The organism is Nostoc sp. JL33 (assembly GCF_017114985.1).
GTDB lineage: Bacteria > Cyanobacteriota > Cyanobacteriia > Cyanobacteriales > Nostocaceae > Nostoc.
Genome location: NZ_JABXKP010000066.1, coordinates 1 through 16101 on the forward strand (window position 1 = coordinate 1; position 16101 = coordinate 16101).

At 41.0% G+C, this 16101-nt stretch carries 17 protein-coding genes; 11 read left to right on the plus strand and 6 right to left on the minus strand.

What is annotated here, in order from left to right; genetic code table 11:
* Positions 1 to 564 precede the first annotated feature (564 nt).
* The 4 genes from HWQ23_RS18710 to HWQ23_RS18725 are packed head-to-tail and all read right to left on the minus strand — an operon-like array spanning position 565 to position 3951.
* Positions 565 to 1830: an MFS transporter gene (locus HWQ23_RS18710; protein WP_292830979.1), complete on the minus strand. Its 1266-nt coding sequence runs from the start codon at positions 1828 to 1830 to the stop codon at positions 565 to 567.
* Positions 1796 to 2269: a MarR family winged helix-turn-helix transcriptional regulator gene (locus tag HWQ23_RS18715; RefSeq protein ID WP_292830982.1), complete on the minus strand. Its 474-nt coding sequence runs from the start codon at positions 2267 to 2269 to the stop codon at positions 1796 to 1798. The genes HWQ23_RS18710 and HWQ23_RS18715 overlap by 35 nt, the downstream gene beginning before the upstream one ends.
* A 19-nt stretch (positions 2270 to 2288) precedes the next feature.
* Positions 2289 to 3143 (minus strand): ABC transporter permease, encoded by an 855-nt coding sequence (locus HWQ23_RS18720; RefSeq protein WP_292830985.1) that lies wholly within the window; start codon positions 3141 to 3143, stop codon positions 2289 to 2291.
* Positions 3100 to 3951 carry an ABC transporter ATP-binding protein gene (locus HWQ23_RS18725; protein ID WP_292830987.1) on the minus strand — a complete coding sequence of 284 codons (852 nt, stop codon included), beginning with the start codon at positions 3949 to 3951 and terminating at the stop codon, positions 3100 to 3102. The genes HWQ23_RS18720 and HWQ23_RS18725 overlap by 44 nt, the downstream gene beginning before the upstream one ends.
* Positions 3952 to 4667: 716 nt before the next feature.
* On the opposite strand from HWQ23_RS18725, the gene HWQ23_RS18730 reads away from it, so the two are divergent.
* The 4 genes from HWQ23_RS18730 to HWQ23_RS18745 all read left to right on the plus strand — a co-directional run bounded on the left by HWQ23_RS18730 (position 4668) and on the right by HWQ23_RS18745 (position 6794).
* Entirely contained in the window at positions 4668 to 5381 is a 714-nt protein-coding gene (locus tag HWQ23_RS18730) for a hypothetical protein (RefSeq protein WP_292830990.1), read from the plus strand.
* A 474-nt stretch (positions 5382 to 5855) separates the two neighbouring features.
* Positions 5856 to 6302, plus strand: coding sequence for a hypothetical protein (locus HWQ23_RS18735; RefSeq protein ID WP_292830993.1), 447 nt, complete (start codon positions 5856 to 5858; stop codon positions 6300 to 6302).
* A gap of 49 nt (positions 6303 to 6351) precedes the next feature.
* Positions 6352 to 6525, plus strand: a complete 174-nt coding sequence (locus tag HWQ23_RS18740) for a DUF6883 domain-containing protein (RefSeq protein WP_292830995.1) — start codon at positions 6352 to 6354, stop codon at positions 6523 to 6525.
* Positions 6526 to 6545: 20 nt separating this feature from the next.
* A complete protein-coding gene (locus HWQ23_RS18745; RefSeq protein WP_292830998.1) occupies positions 6546 to 6794 on the plus strand; it encodes a DUF4926 domain-containing protein in 249 nt (82 codons plus the stop codon).
* Between the two features lie 180 nt (positions 6795 to 6974).
* On the opposite strand, the gene HWQ23_RS18750 is transcribed toward HWQ23_RS18745, so the two are convergent.
* The gene (locus HWQ23_RS18750; protein WP_292831001.1) at positions 6975 to 7664 is read right to left on the minus strand and encodes a class I SAM-dependent methyltransferase; all 690 of its coding nucleotides are present in this window, start codon (positions 7662 to 7664) and stop codon (positions 6975 to 6977) included.
* Between the two features lie 210 nt (positions 7665 to 7874).
* On the opposite strand from HWQ23_RS18750, the gene HWQ23_RS18755 reads away from it, so the two are divergent.
* The 7 genes from HWQ23_RS18755 (at position 7875) to HWQ23_RS18785 (ending at position 14449) form a co-directional block, all read left to right on the plus strand.
* Positions 7875 to 8954: a sulfonate ABC transporter substrate-binding protein gene (locus tag HWQ23_RS18755; protein ID WP_292831004.1), complete on the plus strand. Its 1080-nt coding sequence runs from the start codon at positions 7875 to 7877 to the stop codon at positions 8952 to 8954.
* Positions 8955 to 9050: 96 nt separating this feature from the next.
* Positions 9051 to 9749, plus strand: a complete 699-nt coding sequence (locus tag HWQ23_RS18760; protein ID WP_292831007.1) for an HAD family hydrolase — start codon at positions 9051 to 9053, stop codon at positions 9747 to 9749.
* Between the two features lie 170 nt (positions 9750 to 9919).
* Positions 9920 to 10639, plus strand: coding sequence for a pyridoxine 5'-phosphate synthase (locus HWQ23_RS18765; protein WP_292831010.1), 720 nt, complete (start codon positions 9920 to 9922; stop codon positions 10637 to 10639).
* Positions 10640 to 10785: 146 nt separating this feature from the next.
* Positions 10786 to 11331, plus strand: a complete 546-nt coding sequence (locus HWQ23_RS18770; protein WP_292831065.1) for a protein-tyrosine phosphatase family protein — start codon at positions 10786 to 10788, stop codon at positions 11329 to 11331.
* A 38-nt stretch (positions 11332 to 11369) separates the two neighbouring features.
* A complete protein-coding gene (locus HWQ23_RS18775; protein ID WP_292831012.1) occupies positions 11370 to 11969 on the plus strand; it encodes an arsinothricin resistance N-acetyltransferase ArsN1 family B in 600 nt (199 codons plus the stop codon).
* Between the two features lie 357 nt (positions 11970 to 12326).
* Positions 12327 to 13376, plus strand: a complete 1050-nt coding sequence (locus tag HWQ23_RS18780) for an aliphatic sulfonate ABC transporter substrate-binding protein (protein WP_292831015.1) — start codon at positions 12327 to 12329, stop codon at positions 13374 to 13376.
* A gap of 44 nt (positions 13377 to 13420) precedes the next feature.
* The gene (locus HWQ23_RS18785; protein ID WP_292831019.1) at positions 13421 to 14449 is read left to right on the plus strand and encodes an aliphatic sulfonate ABC transporter substrate-binding protein; all 1029 of its coding nucleotides are present in this window, start codon (positions 13421 to 13423) and stop codon (positions 14447 to 14449) included.
* Between the two features lie 479 nt (positions 14450 to 14928).
* Here the strand turns inward: HWQ23_RS18785 and ssuD are convergent, their stop codons facing one another.
* Positions 14929 to 16086: an FMNH2-dependent alkanesulfonate monooxygenase gene (gene ssuD, locus HWQ23_RS18790; protein WP_292831022.1), complete on the minus strand. Its 1158-nt coding sequence runs from the start codon at positions 16084 to 16086 to the stop codon at positions 14929 to 14931.
* Positions 16087 to 16101 lie beyond the last annotated feature (15 nt).

The window sequence follows — 16101 nt, forward strand, 5'->3', positions numbered from 1 at the left end:
ATGCAATGGCATTACCAGCCGATGCAATGGCATTACCAGCCGATGCAATGGCATTCTCTGTGTCCTCTGCGCCTCTGTGGTTCGTTATTTCGTAGACTTGTGCGTAAGTCCTAAAGGTTTTTGGCACTAATTGAACCGTATTGGTCTATAACCAGCTTTTAGAGATTGTCTCGTTCCCAGTCTCTGACTGGGAATGCATAGTGGAGGCTCCGCCTCAAGACTTGCGGCACCGCAATGAGGAGCATTTCCAGCCAGAGGCTAGAAACGAGGTTTTAAAGGAGTTTTGGCTTAAGTCCGCCTCAAGACTTGCGACACCGCAATGAGGAGCATTTTCAGCCAGAGGCTAGAAACGAGGTTTTAAAGGAGTTTTGGCTTAAGTTGACACCAATGGCATCTTGCCCGCCCTGATAATGTCAGTTGTATAGGGACTTCCAACAAATAAATTACCCAATCTTGTGGGGCGGGCATCTTGCCCGCGTCTGGCTTAAGGCTCTCGTGTCGCCCACCCCACAAGAAGTAGTTGAGTATTTTTTTATTTGTCAGTCCCATACGTAACAGCTTACTTTAATACTCCTGCAAAGCCCCTAACTTCCGAATTCCCGGCCAAATCATAGCCGTAGCAATCACTACTACAATTGTGCCAATTCCACCACCTACAACCGAAATTACCGGGCCAAACAAGGCGGCAGTCAAGCCTGACTCAAAGCCCCCTAATTCATTCGAGGCACTAATAAACACACTATTAATAGCAGCAACCCGACCACGCAAATGATCCGGCGTTCTGATTTGAACTAATGTATGGCGAATCACAACGCTAATACTATCTAGTGCGCCACCAAGGATCAGCATCAACATAGACAGCCAAAAGGAACGAGAAAGCCCAAAGATAATTGTGACAACGCCAAAACCAACCACTGACCACAATAAGGCTGGGCCTGCTTTGCGTAACGGTGGTAAATACGCCAGGGTAATCGCCATAGTCAAAGCACCGATGGAGTGTGCTGCTTGTAGATATCCCAACTCCACTGGCCCCACATGTAAAATATCTTTGGCAAAGATTGGGAGGAGCGCGATCGCACCACCCAACAATACAGCAAACATATCCAATGTGATCGCTGCTAAAATTAACTGATTCTGCCAAACAAACTTAGCACCTGCTGACAGCGCTTTGAGTGAAATTGGCTCAGTTGTGCGGATGACTTTTTGCTCTTTAATCGCCAGCGTTAAAATAAAACATAGCAACGCGGCGATCGCTGCTAACACATAAACTCCTGTAGCACTTCCTAATAGCGCAATCCCAAATCCTCCGAAGGCTGGGCCAATAACAGCAGCTAATTGAAAGCTACTACTATTCCAGGTGGCTGCATTGGTAAAAGCGCTGACAGGTATTAATTGCCACATCAGAGCATCACTAGCAGGTTTGAGGAATGCCCTAGCGATACCTGTTAATACCAAGCAGGCGTAAATTAGAAAAATTGCACCTTGAGTATAGGAAAGCACCGCTAAAGCCAGGGAACAGAGAGCTAGCAGCATCACCGACAGTAAGATGATCAGTTTGCGATCGCGGCGATCGGCTACATGTCCGACAATCAAGGTGAGAGCAATCATCGGCAAGACTTGCGCCAGTCCGACACCACCTAAAGCGATCGCTGAGTTAGTCCGCTCGTAGAGTTCCCAGCCGATAGCTACAGTTTGCATTTGCGACCCCACGAACAGCACCAGCCGCCCAATGGTAAATAGCCGATAGTCTCGAAATTTCAGGGCTGCAAAGGGATCGTGCTGTGCAACCTCAGAGTTATGGGGCTTTGAGTTCTGTTTTCTCGAAGACATTTTTTAGTAGAGTTAAGCCTTCTTCAATGTTGGAAATTTGCTCTTCTGTAAGACCTTTCAACAGATCGGTAATATGAGCACGAGTTTGATCTTGGGATTGCTTGAGATGATGCCTTCCATCTTCAGTGAGATTGAGCAACACCCGCCGCCGCTCTTGAGGATGATCGCAGCGTTTAACGAAGTCGCGTTGTACCAAGCGTTCTATGGTTGCTGATGCCGTAGCAGAGGTGACACCTAAATGCTCTGCTAAGTCAGATAATGAAGCCCCAGGATTCCGGTTGATAAATGCTAGCGATCGCAACTGAGGTATAGATAAAAAAGCGGCACTATGGGCACGCATATCCGCTCGGATAAACCGCATCACTAATGGAACTGTTTCCATTACTCTAGCGGCACATTCTTCGGAAGTTGCACCTTGATTAGGTTTATCCAAGGTCATGGGCTTGTTGTTCTCCTAGTTACATGGCCACCCGTGGATAAAGTTTTCCACCAATGATGGCCAAAATTATTAATGTTAATAAGAGAATTGTACAATCCAGACCAAAGCCATAGGTGCTAGTGCCGTTTAACAGCATACTGCCGCGTAAGCCGTCAACCTCATAAGTCAAGGGATTTAAATGGGAAATGAACTTTAACCAACTGGGCATCAGCGAGATCGGATAGATGGCATTGCTAGCAAAAAATAACGGCATGGTTAACAATTGTCCAATACCCGTCATCCTTTCTCGGCTTTTCACCAAACAGCCAATAATTAATGAGAAAATACAAAATGTTCCCGCCCCCAGCATGACTATCACTAGTACTTGGAGAATAGCTAGGGGATGAAGATTTAGTTTGACACCTAATAAAAATGACAATCCGTAAATGAATACTACCTGAGATAAGCACCGTACCCCACATGCCAGGGCTTTGCCCAACACCATCGCTACACGGGGTGTAGGACTAGCTAAAAATTTATGTACAATCCCTAAATCTCGCTCCCAGATTAGCGTCATCCCACCACTAAAAATTGCCACAAACAGAATACTTTGAGCTAGAATGCCAGCAGAAATGAAGTCCAAATAAGGTAAGTTCCCTGTAGGAATCGCGCGAGTCCGGGAGAAAACTTGCCCAAATATTAGCAGCCATAATGCTGGTTGCACAGCTCGAACTATTAAGTCAGTGGGATCGTGGCGGAGTTTACGCACTTCCAATTCTGCGATCGCCAGGGTTTTCGTAACTAGCTCTTTAATTGCAGAGATGATATTTCCTCGGTGAGTAGCTGGTGCTTTAACCCAACCGTTGAGCAGTACGTCTGGTTCTTGCTGTGTCACGGTAGTTGACTCCTGATGTTAACTGGTCGCCTGTATAGTGAATAAAGACATCATCCAAAGTTGCATTTGGGTTATTTAAAGAGGCTTTTAAGTCGCTTGGTGCGCCTGTAATTACGACTTCACCTTGCTGCATAATCGCCACGCGGTTACATAAGCTGTCTGCTTCTTCTAAAAAGTGGGTTGTTAAAAATATAGTGGTGCCGTAATCAGCACAGAGTTGTTCCACAAGCTGCCATACTTGAGTTCGAGCGATCGGATCTAGTCCGACAGTCGGCTCATCAAGAAATAAAATTTGGGGTTGATGTAAAACTGATACGCCGATTTCTAGCTTGCGGATCATCCCACCAGAGTAGTTTCGTACCAAGCGCTTCGCCGCATCTTGCAAACCCATGTATTCTAGGATCTCATAGATGCGGCGATCGCGTCCTTTGGCAGGTATTCCATACAGCTTGGCGAAGATTAAGAGATTTTCGTAACCCGTGAGGCTACCATCAGCAGAGAGCGCCTGGGGTACATAGCCGATAGCCCGTCTCACAGGATTAGATTGACGAGTCACATCATAGCCAGCTAAGGTTGCTGTTCCTGCACTGGGAGGCAGTAAAGTTGTCAACATCTTAATAACTGTACTTTTCCCTGCTCCATTCGGCCCGAGCAGTCCAAATACTTCGCCCTGTTCCACAGATATGCTCAGGTTATTAACTGCGGTTAACTTGCCAAAACGGCGTGTGAGTCCCTGAGTTTCCAGAATTAGCGCTTTTGGCTCGCTAGGAGGTTCTAACCGATTTATTTTTCCCGTCAGTATAGTCACAAGTTTGATGCACCTGCATTAATTAGCTAAACTAACTATTAGCTTCTCAATATAATTGTCTGAAGTCAATAGACTTCTGGCATAAATTTGAATCAGAGTAAAAGGATACTCAGTAGAGTGGCGGCGAAGTTATTGATAGCCAATTTGTGAGTAAAATTAACAGCTTTCAGTATTTACTGTCTTGGCTGATGGCTATAAAGGCTAATTAGGCTGTATTGTTCTGGGTTTTGAGGCTGACAGATGCGTTTTGTACAAAGCCATCTTGCATCTATTTCATCAGCTTTGTTCGACGTTTTTCTAGAGAAGGATATCTAGAATCTCTCGGCAAAATATCCTCTTATGAAATGTTATACAAAATTTTTCTGGATATCACTAAAGTATGTACGGAAAAAGGTTTAGTCTTCTTTAAAATAAAGGTTAAGCAAAAAGGCACAAGTAAAGATAACTATATAAAGAAAGATAAAAAAGGCTCAAAGCCTCTTGCCTGCTGCCTTATCTCAACGAAAAATATTTCTGCCACTCTAGTTCTATAGGGAAGCATAACGTATAATAACTAGTTATACCAACGAGGGTATCTGGTGAGATAGTATTTTCAGGTTATTTGTTAATGTTAAGCGACTGTCAGGTTATTGGTGAGTTAGTCTCTTGAGAGTGGTGCAACAATTCAAAAGCTTCTTTATATTAAGTCTTAAGCAAATCAAAATTTTAAATAAAGTATGCGAACATTTCTATCAGCTTACACAATTAGAATTGAAAAAAAGAGAAGTAAAAACTCTAATGATAATCATCCGCCTAATTACCGTCAGATAAATTGTTTTAATGGTCATGATGATTTACTCAGTGTTATGTCAATTTTTATTCAAAAATTAACAATTAATAGTAAAAATGATAGTTATAATATTTATATGAAAGCTTCCAATATTCAAGAGGAAGGAAGAAGTATTAGTGGACTTATTGAAAGTGGTATATACGGTATTTCCAGCAATCTTCGAGACGTAGAGACAGATTCGATAACTTATAAAAAAAAGAAGAGTGATGCCGAGGTTTTACCTTTTTATTTCTTGATTTACATTCCAAAAGATACAAATGAAGGAATTCTGCTTTTACAACGTACAGGTAAATATGGTATTCGCACACACTTTGGTATTTTTCTAGACAAGTATTTTTCTGATAAATTTCCAGGCTTTGCTGTTGAGATAAATACTTTAGTACAAGAAGAAATAATTAAGAGGATTCTATACGGAGGTACTATTAAAAAGGTTCGATGTGTTAAGTATCAAGCTCCGATTGATCGAGTTGATGGACTTGATGAAGGTCATCAAGAAATTCCCTACAACATGGAAATAGTATTATCTGCGAATAAAATTCCTTTCATGGGTAAAATTCAGAATTTTTTTAACTCAAAAGGTAGTGTTAAAAGCCTCATATAACTTCGGGATTTTAACTTTGATTACGACACCGTAAAGGTTGACGTTGATTTTGATGGAAGTCTTAGAACCTTTGATTTAACGGATCAAGTTGAAATAAAAAAAAATATTCAACGGCGTGAGTTACTTCGGGAAATTTATGTCAATGTATCTTTCTCAATATTAACTTCCACCATAACTGTAGTTATATTATTAACTTACTTCCTAAAGCCTACTAGCTGTACTTTATGGATAATAAATTTATGCTCATTGCAGTGGCTACTAGCATCAGTATGCTACTACTTTTCTGTTCAATTTCTTTTAACTCTCTTTATGGTTTTGAAACGAATATACAGACTTCTAGCGAAAGCCTTTGATTAAAGCAATTACCTATGGTTAGTTACGCCTACGCACGATTGATATAGAGGAAAGAGCGATCGCTCATAACCTATAATTAATAGGCTGTTTAAAATGGTCAATGTCACAAGGATTTTAAAAATGGACGTTGAAAAACTTAGTGATAAAACAATAGAGGTATCAGACATTACAGGTTGGAATAAAAATGGACAAAAATTTTTAGTATCAAAAATTAGATCAAGAGACATTCAAGAAGATATAAAATCCAAAGTAGAAGAAATTCTCAAGTTCGAGCATGAACATAATAAAGTGATAGTTCCTTATGCTATGACTGCTACCCCTGAAAACATTATTTTTTTTAAATGGGATGGCAAAAATCTAGAGACTCTCTACACTTTTCCAACTCACGAAGTTATGTCTGAATACGATTCAGAATTTGCAAACAAGAGGATTTCTGAGTCTTATCTAGAAATATTAGTTGAGAGTTGGTTAAGAGATTTAGCATATAAATGGAAAACAGATAATCCTCCTAAATTACAAGAGTTAAAACAAATAGATTTTGTACAAAAGCTGGCAGATGCAGCATAAGGGTATAAAAACTAGTGACTACACTTTATCTTGAAACTAACTTTTTCATTTGGAAACAGTCAAAACGCATGAAGTTCGCTTGCGACGACGCGATGAATTTGGACAACGCTACACTCTAGATTTCACGTTGGAATGGCAAAATAGAAGTGCAACCATTCGGAGTGGTTGGATTATCGAAGAAGGTTTTAATATCCCAAGATTAACAACCTGCTATCTGCTGTAAATATTTGGAAGTGCTAGAAGATGACTAAAAATACAATCAAGTTGCTGGATGTAGTAGCACTGATAGTTGATTTGCCTGAATACAACCTGTACCGTGGTCAAGTTGGCACAGTAGTAGAATTATTAGCTGATGGCGCTGCATTTGAGGTTGAATTTAGCGATCGCTCTGGTCGCACTTATGAATCTGTTGGTTTACGCCCAGAGCAAATTATGGTGTTACACTTTGAGCCAGCATCCCCTGATTCAGTACGGTCAATGGTGACAGCCTAAGCGATAGTGCCCACGATGCCTACGGCTGGCTACGCCTACGCAGGTTTATCAGATATTCTAAAATAAAATCATATCTATAAACCTTCCGCAAAATATCCGATTATGGCGATAATTCCTGTCTTCTCTACGAGACACCCAAGGGACGTAGTGGGGTATAGTCCATTACGAATTACCAATTATTTAAATCTTTCTCCCATGTGCATAGATAAAATAGTTATCTGTCACCTTCACGTCAGCCTGAAAACCTGTTTTATTTAGCTGCTCTTCAAGTTCATCAGGCTGATAAAAAATTTTGACAATCTGAAATTCTTGACCATCATTTAACTTACGGCTTTTATATATGTTTCCGTCATCTTTAAGGATATGATTGTTAGCCGTCGATGTCGGTTCAAAAGAAGAGTCAATGATAAATACTTGTCCACCAAGGCGAACAGATTGATAGACTTTCATCAAAAATGAATCGAGTAATTTTGGTGGCACATGAGACAGCCAAAAGGCAAAAAATACTAAATCATATTCAGTGTCAGGTTGCCATGTAAATAAATCTATGAGGTGATATTCAACACTCAGTGAATTTAACTTCGAGCGATTAATTGTAATCACTTCTTGGGAGGCATCGATCGCAGTAATTTTTTTCCCGATACTTAAAAGCTCTTGCGTCCAAATACCTGTTCCACAGGCTAACTCTAAAATATCATCCACTACACCAATTTGGTGTAATGTATTTTTAATCACAGCTACTTCATTAAACCAGCGCTGGTTGTTTTGGATACCGCGATCGTAGCGTCCTTTCCTATAGAACCACTGATCATATTCGTTGGCTCTAGCGCGATAGTATTCAATCTGTTGTTGAAGAATATTATCTGTCATCGTGTGCATTCTCATTTGATTGAGTTTAGATTTGATGTTGCTATGACTTTTAGGGAGAATTTTTCTTCAGTGAATAAACTTGCATTTCAGCTTTAATTATGTGATATTTTTATGATTCCATAATAATACGGTAAATCAATAAACTTGCCGGAGTTATGCCGGAGGTTTGCTGAAGTCTGATATTAATTTATCCCTGAAAGCAGAGTGAAGATGTTGACTAAGTTCTCTCCCAGTCGATTTTTGGGCATTGCGATCGCCTTCCTCCAGAGGTTCCAACAACGAAGAATCCGCAGCTTTTCGCTACTGTTTGCAGTGGGACTTAGTTTAACTTTGGCTGTCTCTGCTTGTTCTCCAAGCGCAAGCGACAATGGCACACCGCAGACAACCCAAGTCCCCAGTCCAGCAGCTAGCGCTACTACAGTTCGCATCGGCTACCAGAAAGCGTCAACTGTCCTCTATGCGCTGAAGGCGAAAGGGGAATTAGAGAAAGCTTTCGCAGCTTCAGGATCTTCCGTAACTTGGTCAGAATTTCCTGCTGGCCCCCCACTCCTAGAGGCATTGAATGCAGGCAGTATTGATTTTGGCTATACCGGAGAATCGCCACCTATATTTGCTCAAGCTGCGGGTATTCCTTTGGTTTATGTTGCCTACGATCCTTGGAGTCCGAAGGCTGAAGCCATCCTGGTGCCCAAGGATTCACCTATTAAAAGTGTGGCTGAACTCAAGGGTAAAAAAGTTGCTTTTGCCAAAGGTTCTAATGCTAACTACCTATTGGTGAAAGCACTGGAAAAGGCAGGGGTACAGTACAGTGACATCCAACGAGTAACTCTCACTCCCGCCGATGCTCGTGCTGTCTTTGAGGCAAAAAAGGTTGATGCTTGGGCAATTTGGGACCCTTACTTAGCCGCAGCAGAAGCAGCAACAGGCACACGTACTTTAGCAGATGCGACGGGATTAGCTCCCAATCGTGGTTATTATCTGGCTGCAAAACCTTTTGTTGATGGCAAGCCGGATGTCTTGAAAATAGTTCTCGATCAGGTAAAGAAAGTTAGTGACTGGGCAAAGAATAATCCTACTGAAGTTGCTAAATTTCTTTCCCCTGCTTTGGGTATAGATGCTCCTGTGTTGGAAATAGCAGAAAAGCGGCGTGAGTATGATGTACTTCCGCTCACAGATGAAGTGATTACTAAACAACAAGAGGTTGCAGATACCTTCTACAAAATTAAATTGATTCCGAAAGAAATCAAAGTTAAGGAAATTGTTTGGGAAGGCAAAGTGAATAATTCGTAATTCGTAATTCGTAATTCGTAATTCGTAATTTTTTAATTACGAATTACCCTGAAGAGTAATCATCGCTAAGTAGGTAGACCTAATTAAAATTAACTTATGAAATATTTACTATGGGATTTTGAGAATACACTAGGTTATCGTGAGGGAATGTGGAGTGGGACTTTACATTCAATATTAGAAAGTAATGGAATCCAAAATATAAAACTAGAGGATATTCGACCATTTCTTAACATTGGCTTTACTTGGCACTCCCCTGATACTCCCCATACCACATTTTTGAATGGCAAAACATGGTGGGAGTATATGAATGAATATTTTGCAGAAGTATATGAGAAAGTAGGAATAGGTAAAAATGATGCTACAATATTTGCTTTGCAAGTACAAAATGAATACAAAAATATCAGAAAATGGCATATATATAAGGATGTAACGTCTACATTAAAATATGCCTTAAATAACGATTATCAAAATGTAATTTTATCGAACCATATACCCGAACTTAACGATATTATAGAGAATTTAGGAATTAGAGATTACTTTACTGGAATATATACATCCGGAAAAATTGGTTATGAAAAACCAAACATCAAATTTTATGATTACGTTATCAACGATTTAAATATTGAAAATAAAAAATGTATCATGATAGGCGATAGTTATGACGCTGATATTGCTGGAGCTTTAGGCGCTGGAATCAAAGCAATCCTAGTAAGAAAACCAAACGAGAATAATTACAGATTTTATTGTAAAGATGTAACAGTAATAATAGAAATAGTAAAAAAAATGTCAACTTAAACACATTTGCACCAGATGGCTTAAGGGAGTACCAAAAAAAATCATCCAATCTTAATTTGTAGGGTACGTTATGCTTCTGGCTAACGCACCATAATAGATTAGATTTCGAGTAAAAATTCAAAAAAATAAGTAGTTTCAAACTACCCTAAAAATCTGCTAAATTTTGTAATATGACCAATCTCAGCGTTAACCTTAACAAAGTCGCTTTACTCAGGAATGCTCGAAATTTTGGGAGACCGAGTGTGATTGAAGCCGCTTCTACCTGCATTAAAGCTGGCGCACAAGGAATCACAGTTCACCCACGCCCAGACCAACGACATATCAAGCCCAAAGATGTCGATGCACTGGCGCAAATATTGACTGTTGAGTTCAACATAGAAGGTAATCCTTCACCTCAATTTTTAGAGATAGTCCGAAAAATCAAACCAACGCAGTGTACCTTAGTTCCCGATGCACCAGATGCTTTCACATCAGATCATGGATGGGATCTGGCTACAGATGGCTCTTGGCTCAGGCCAATCATTCGAGAGCTAAAAGACCTCGGAGTTCGAGTCAGCCTGTTTATGGATACTGACTTAACTCAAATTAAACGTGCTAAAGAGATTGGAGGCGATCGCATTGAGTTATATACAGAACCTTATGCTACAGCTTTTCGTAATGGCAATGTAGAGTCTGTATTCCAAGACTACCAAAAAGCAACACAAAAGGCTCAGGAAATTGGTTTAGGAGTGAACGCTGGGCATGATTTAAATCTGCAAAACTTAGAAAAGTTCTGTTCAATTTCTGGCATACTTGAAGTGTCTATTGGTCATGCTCTGATTGCCGACGCTTTGGAGGTGGGACTATTTACTGCTGTGCAAGATTATTTAAAAATCCTATCTTTAAACTAGATTTAAAGACTTTTAACTATAGGTGAATACACCATGTATTTTACCGCCTGAATGCTCCGGCAAAGTATTCTATTTAATCAGAAAATAACTATTTTATGGCTACAACGAGTAAGTTACAAGATTCAGCAGAAGTCAGACAGTTAAGGATGTATAAGTTTGCCCCAGCTTGGGAGAATGAGCAAATAGTCTTTGGTGCTGCACGACCTGGATACACTAACAATAAGGTTCAAGATTGGATAGAATTCATGAAGCGCCAAGATATCAAGCGAGTTTGCTGTCTTCTTCCAGAGCAACAGCTAGCTTCTTACTCTGATCTTCTGGGCACATACAAACAGGAATTTGGTAATCAACTAGTTTGTTGGGCACCAATTGCAGATTTCCATCTATGTAATTTAGAAACCCTCACACAGAAAATACTTCCTTTCTTAATAGAAGCAGATAAACAAAATGAGAAAGTTGTTGTACACTGCTCTGGTGGAATTGGACGTACTGGACATGTGTTGGCGGCATGGCTAGTTAGTGTGCGAGAATTATCAAATCAAGCTGCAATAAATGCTGTCAAGAGAACAGGTAGAAATCCTTATGAAGCTGCGATCGCTGCTGTGTTTAGAGGTAGAAATCCCTTGAAAGTTGTAAAAGAACTTAACGTGCTTCTGAATGATTGCCGTCTAGCAGTGCATAAAACATTTTGATTTTGCATAATTAATTTTTAGCTCAAAAAGGATCTACTGTGAACGCTGCAATCAGACTAGCTAATGAAAGTGATGCCTTAAAAATGCTAGCAATCTATGCGCCGATTGTGCGGGAAACTTCAATTTCCTTTGAAATAGAACCTCCCAGTGAAACGGAATTTGAGAGGCGCATCCAGAATTATCAACAGCAGATGCCTTGGCTAGTGTGTGAAATTAACGGTGAGCTTCTAGGCTATGCCTATGCTACTCCCTACCGGACTCGTGCCGCTTACCAATGGTCTGTAGAATCATCCGTGTACGTCAATGTTGAGTATCGCAGAAAAGGAGTTGCCAAAGCTTTGTACACTTCCCTTTTTGGGTTACTGCAACTCCAAGGATATTACAACGTATTTGCTGCGATCGCATTACCTAATCCAGCAAGTGTCGCTGTCCATGAGGCTGTCGGTTTTTCCCCTGTAGGTGTATTTCGCAAAGTTGGGTATAAATTTAGGGAGTGGCATGATGTCGGCTGGTGGCAACTATCTCTGCAACAAGAGCTACCCCTACCTGTAAATTCACCTCTTTATTTGCTAGAAGTTCAAAAATCGGCTCTCTGGAATGAAGCTTTAAGAAGTGGACTCTTGCTACTTCGCGTTTAACTTGGTGTTGCCATCAGCTACTTAATATTTGTATATAATTTCCCATAAATTTATTTATCTGCAACAGGAAATTCTGATCCCAGCTATGGACAGAAAACTTGTCTCATAAACATGCTTGTATTTGCTACTTGATTCTTGCAGAAGTCTATGATACTATCCGTGCAATTACTAAATACTGCAACTCGACCGATTTACCGTAGATTATAGTCTGGTTGAGATTATTCGCCATTTGCAAAGCTGCTTAATTAAATTTCTCAGCTACAACTTTAATTTCACTTGCCAGCTAATTGCTAATAGTGAAAATGGCACACATTCAGTATTTACGAGACGAGAAAATTCAAGAATTACTACTGCATTATGGTAAAAATATCGAGTAAATCTCACTTCAAGCTATTCAATTACTTTTTACTATTCTTAGTCGGTGGATTATTCACTTTATCCACGACTTTAGTCAGTTGTAAAGCACCAAATACACCAGAGAAAGCCGCTAACGCCTCTAATAGCACCAAGACAAAGGTCTTACACATGGGCTACATGACAGCTGGAGACTTACTCAAGATTAAAGGACTGTTAGAAAAACGTTTAACTCCACTGGGTATTTCTGTAGAGTGGTCAAAATTTGCTGCTGGGCCGCAACTTCTGGAAGCGATGAATGTGGGAAGTGTAGATTTCGGCTTTGTCGGTGAAACTCCGCCTATCTTTGCTCAAGCGTCTGGCGTTCCTTTCGTTTATGTTGCTAGCAGCAAACCGGGGACTGGTCAGGAAACTGCTGTTGTAGTTGATAAGAACTCTCCAATCAAGACAATAGCTGACCTCAAAGGCAAAGGACTCGCCTTTCAAAGAGCTACTGCACAGCAGTATTTCGTTCTAAAGGTTCTGGAAGAAGCAGGACTGAAACTTAGCGATATTAAACACATTAACCTCACGCCATTAGAAACTCGTGCAGCATTTGAACGTAAGAGTGTTGATGCGGCTGTAATTGGCGACCCCCACCTTGCCCTATTTCAGAAAACTGGCAGTATTCGGATTATCCGAAATGGTAAGGGGATTAGTACCCAAGGAGCCTACTGGTTAGGCTCGCGTAATTTCGTCAAAGATAATCCTGATATCGTGAAAATCATTTTGGAAGAGGTCAACAACGTCGGCAAATGGGCTGAAGCTAACCCACATCAAGTAGCTGAATTGATTTCGCCGGAAGCAAAAATTGATGTTCCAACACTAGAACTAGTATCAAAGCGCAGGCGTTACACATTAAGACCTCTTAGTGAAGAAGTTTTGTCAGGACAGCAGAAGATTGCTGACTTGTTTTATGAACAAAAATTCATCACTAAGAAAATCAATGTTAAAGAAGCGACACTTTCCTCTGAACAATATGCTGCTTTCACGCCTTCAGAAGTTAAGCCTTGAGCATTTGCAGTAAACCTTAAACATCAGAAAATTGGTAGCAGATCATGGTAGCTAAAAAACGTAACTTTCTAATGTTATTAATGGCTGGAGTATTTACCCTATCCACGACTCTAGTTAGTTGCAAGACAGCGAATACACCAGAGAAAGCCGCCATCGCCGCTTCTAGTGGCATCAAGACGAAAGTGCTACGAATAGGGTATATGACGGCTGGAGATATAACCAGAAATAGACAAGTTTTAGAGAAACGCTTGAATCCACTAGGTATTAATGTACAGTGGGCAAAATTTACCGCCGGGCCGCAACTTTTAGAAGCGATGAATGTGGGCAGTTTGGATGTCGGTGCTGTCGGTGAAACTCCACCCATCTTTGCTCAAGCAACTGGCATTCCTTTTGTTTTTATTGCTAGCACTAAACCACCTACTGGAGAAGGAACTGCGATCGTAGTACATAAAGACTCCCCAATCAAGACTGTAGCTGATTTAAAAGGTAAGACTCTCGCTTTTCAAAGAGCTACTGCTAGTCAATATTTTGTGGTGAAGGCTTTGGAGGAAGTCGGGCTGAAGTTGAGTGATGTCAAATATCTAAATCTCATATCACCAGAAACTCGTGCAGCGTTTATTCGTAATAGTATTGATGCAGGTGTAATTAGTGATCCCCAACTTGCCGAGTTTCAGAGAACTGTGGGAGTTCGGATTCTCCGAGATGGTAAGGGGATTACGACCCAAGGAGGTTATTGGTTAGCTGCACGCAGTTTCGTGAAGGAGAACCCGGAACTAGTGAAAATTATCCTCGAAGAAGTCAACAACGTAGGCAAATGGGCTGAGGCAAATCCACGAGACGTTGCGGAAATAATCGCGCGTGATGCCAAGCTAGATATTCCAACGTTGGAAAAAGTAGTCAAGCGGCGGCGTTATACCTTAAGACCGATTAGTGATGAAATTCTGTCAGGGCAGCAGAAGATTTCTGACTTGTTCTATGAGCAAAAGTTCATCACCAAGAAGATCAATGTTAAGGATGTAGCGCTTTCCCCTGAAGAATATACTGCCTTGACCCCACCAGAAATCAAGCCTTAACTTCATGCCTAGCAATTGTACGAAGCAAGAGCGTCTAACGCACAATTGCAGATTATTTTTGTACGTTTTAACTAAGGGACTTCCAAATAAAAAAACATCCCAAAACTGACGCAAAAACCCTCTCTATTTCTCCTGTATAGCGGTTCTCAGTTGAGTGAGGTACAAGAACCCCACCCCCAACCCCCTAAGAGCAAGCGAGGAGGGGACTATGATGTACCTAATATGATTAGGAAACGCTATATCTGTGTTCTCTGCGTCTGGAGTGGTAGCCTGCGGCAAGCCGCTCCGCGTCTACGTTTATTTGGATAATTTATTTCTTGGAAATCCCTAATCTAAGTACAGCATTCCATTAATTCGCTACGAATTAAATTTGGCAAAACTCTGCGTACCTTTGCGTTTAAAAAGGCTAGGATTTTACGCAAAGCTGTACTAAGTTGTCATGAGTTAAATACACACTAGTTTTTTGAATTTTGAATTGCTTATACAGGCTGTGGTTTGAGTAAATCTGTTTTGGTAACAAATTCACTGAATGTACTTGCAACTTGCTGCGGTAATGCGCCTGGCGTTTTCACTGGTAACAGAGGAAACAGTAATTCCGCGACTCGATAGGCTTCTTCGAGATGGGGATAACCTGAGAAAACGAAAGTATCAATTCCTAAATCGGCATATTCTAGCATTCGCGCTGCAACTGTTTCTGGATCTCCGACTAAGGCAGTACCAGCACCTCCACGGACTAAGCCGACACCTGCCCATAAGTTGGGGCTAATTTCTAAGTTTTTGCGTTCGCGTAGCGTGCCGGAGGCAACCTTACCATTGTGTAGTTGTGCCATGCGGCGTTGTCCTTCTGATTCTGATTGAGCAAACCGCCGATGTGCAGCTGCGATCGCTTCATCATCTACATACTGAATCAGTTCGTTGGCTGCATCCCAAGCTTTTTGCGTAGTTTCACGCACTATGACGTGCATCCGAATCCCAAAACGGACTGTTCTACCTTGTTCTGCTGCTAATCGGCGTACCTTTGCAATCTTTTGGGCAACTTGATCTGGTGGTTCACCCCAAGTTAAATAGACATCAATATGTTTGGCAGCAACTTGGAGAGCAGCATCTGAAGAACCACCAAAATATAGAGTCGGATAAGGCTTTTGTACAGGAGGAAATTCGAGTTTTGCGCCTTGAAGTTTCAAGTGACGACCATTAAAGGTTACTTCTTCACCTTGCATGAGCGATCGCCAAATTGTCAAAAACTCATCAGTTAGTTCATAACGCTGATCATGATCTAAGAAAATTCCATCTTTAGCAAGTTCTTTTGTGTCGCCACCTGTTACCACATTCAGAATAATTCGACCGTTAGAAATCTGGTCAAAAGTAGCAGCCATCCTGACTGCCAAGGAAGGCGACATAATTGCCGGACGAAAAGCTACAAGAAACCGCAAGCGTTCCGTAACTGAAATTAAGGAAGTAGCTACAATCCAAGTATCCTGTTTTTGTCCAGTACCAATCAACATTCCGCCATAGCCCAATTTATCAACAGCTTGGGCGATTTGCTGCATATAGGGATAAGTAGCTGGTCGCCTGCCGATTGTAGTACCTAAATAACGCTCGTCTCCCTGTGTAGGCAAATACCAAAAAACTTCCATGTTCCTATCTCCTGA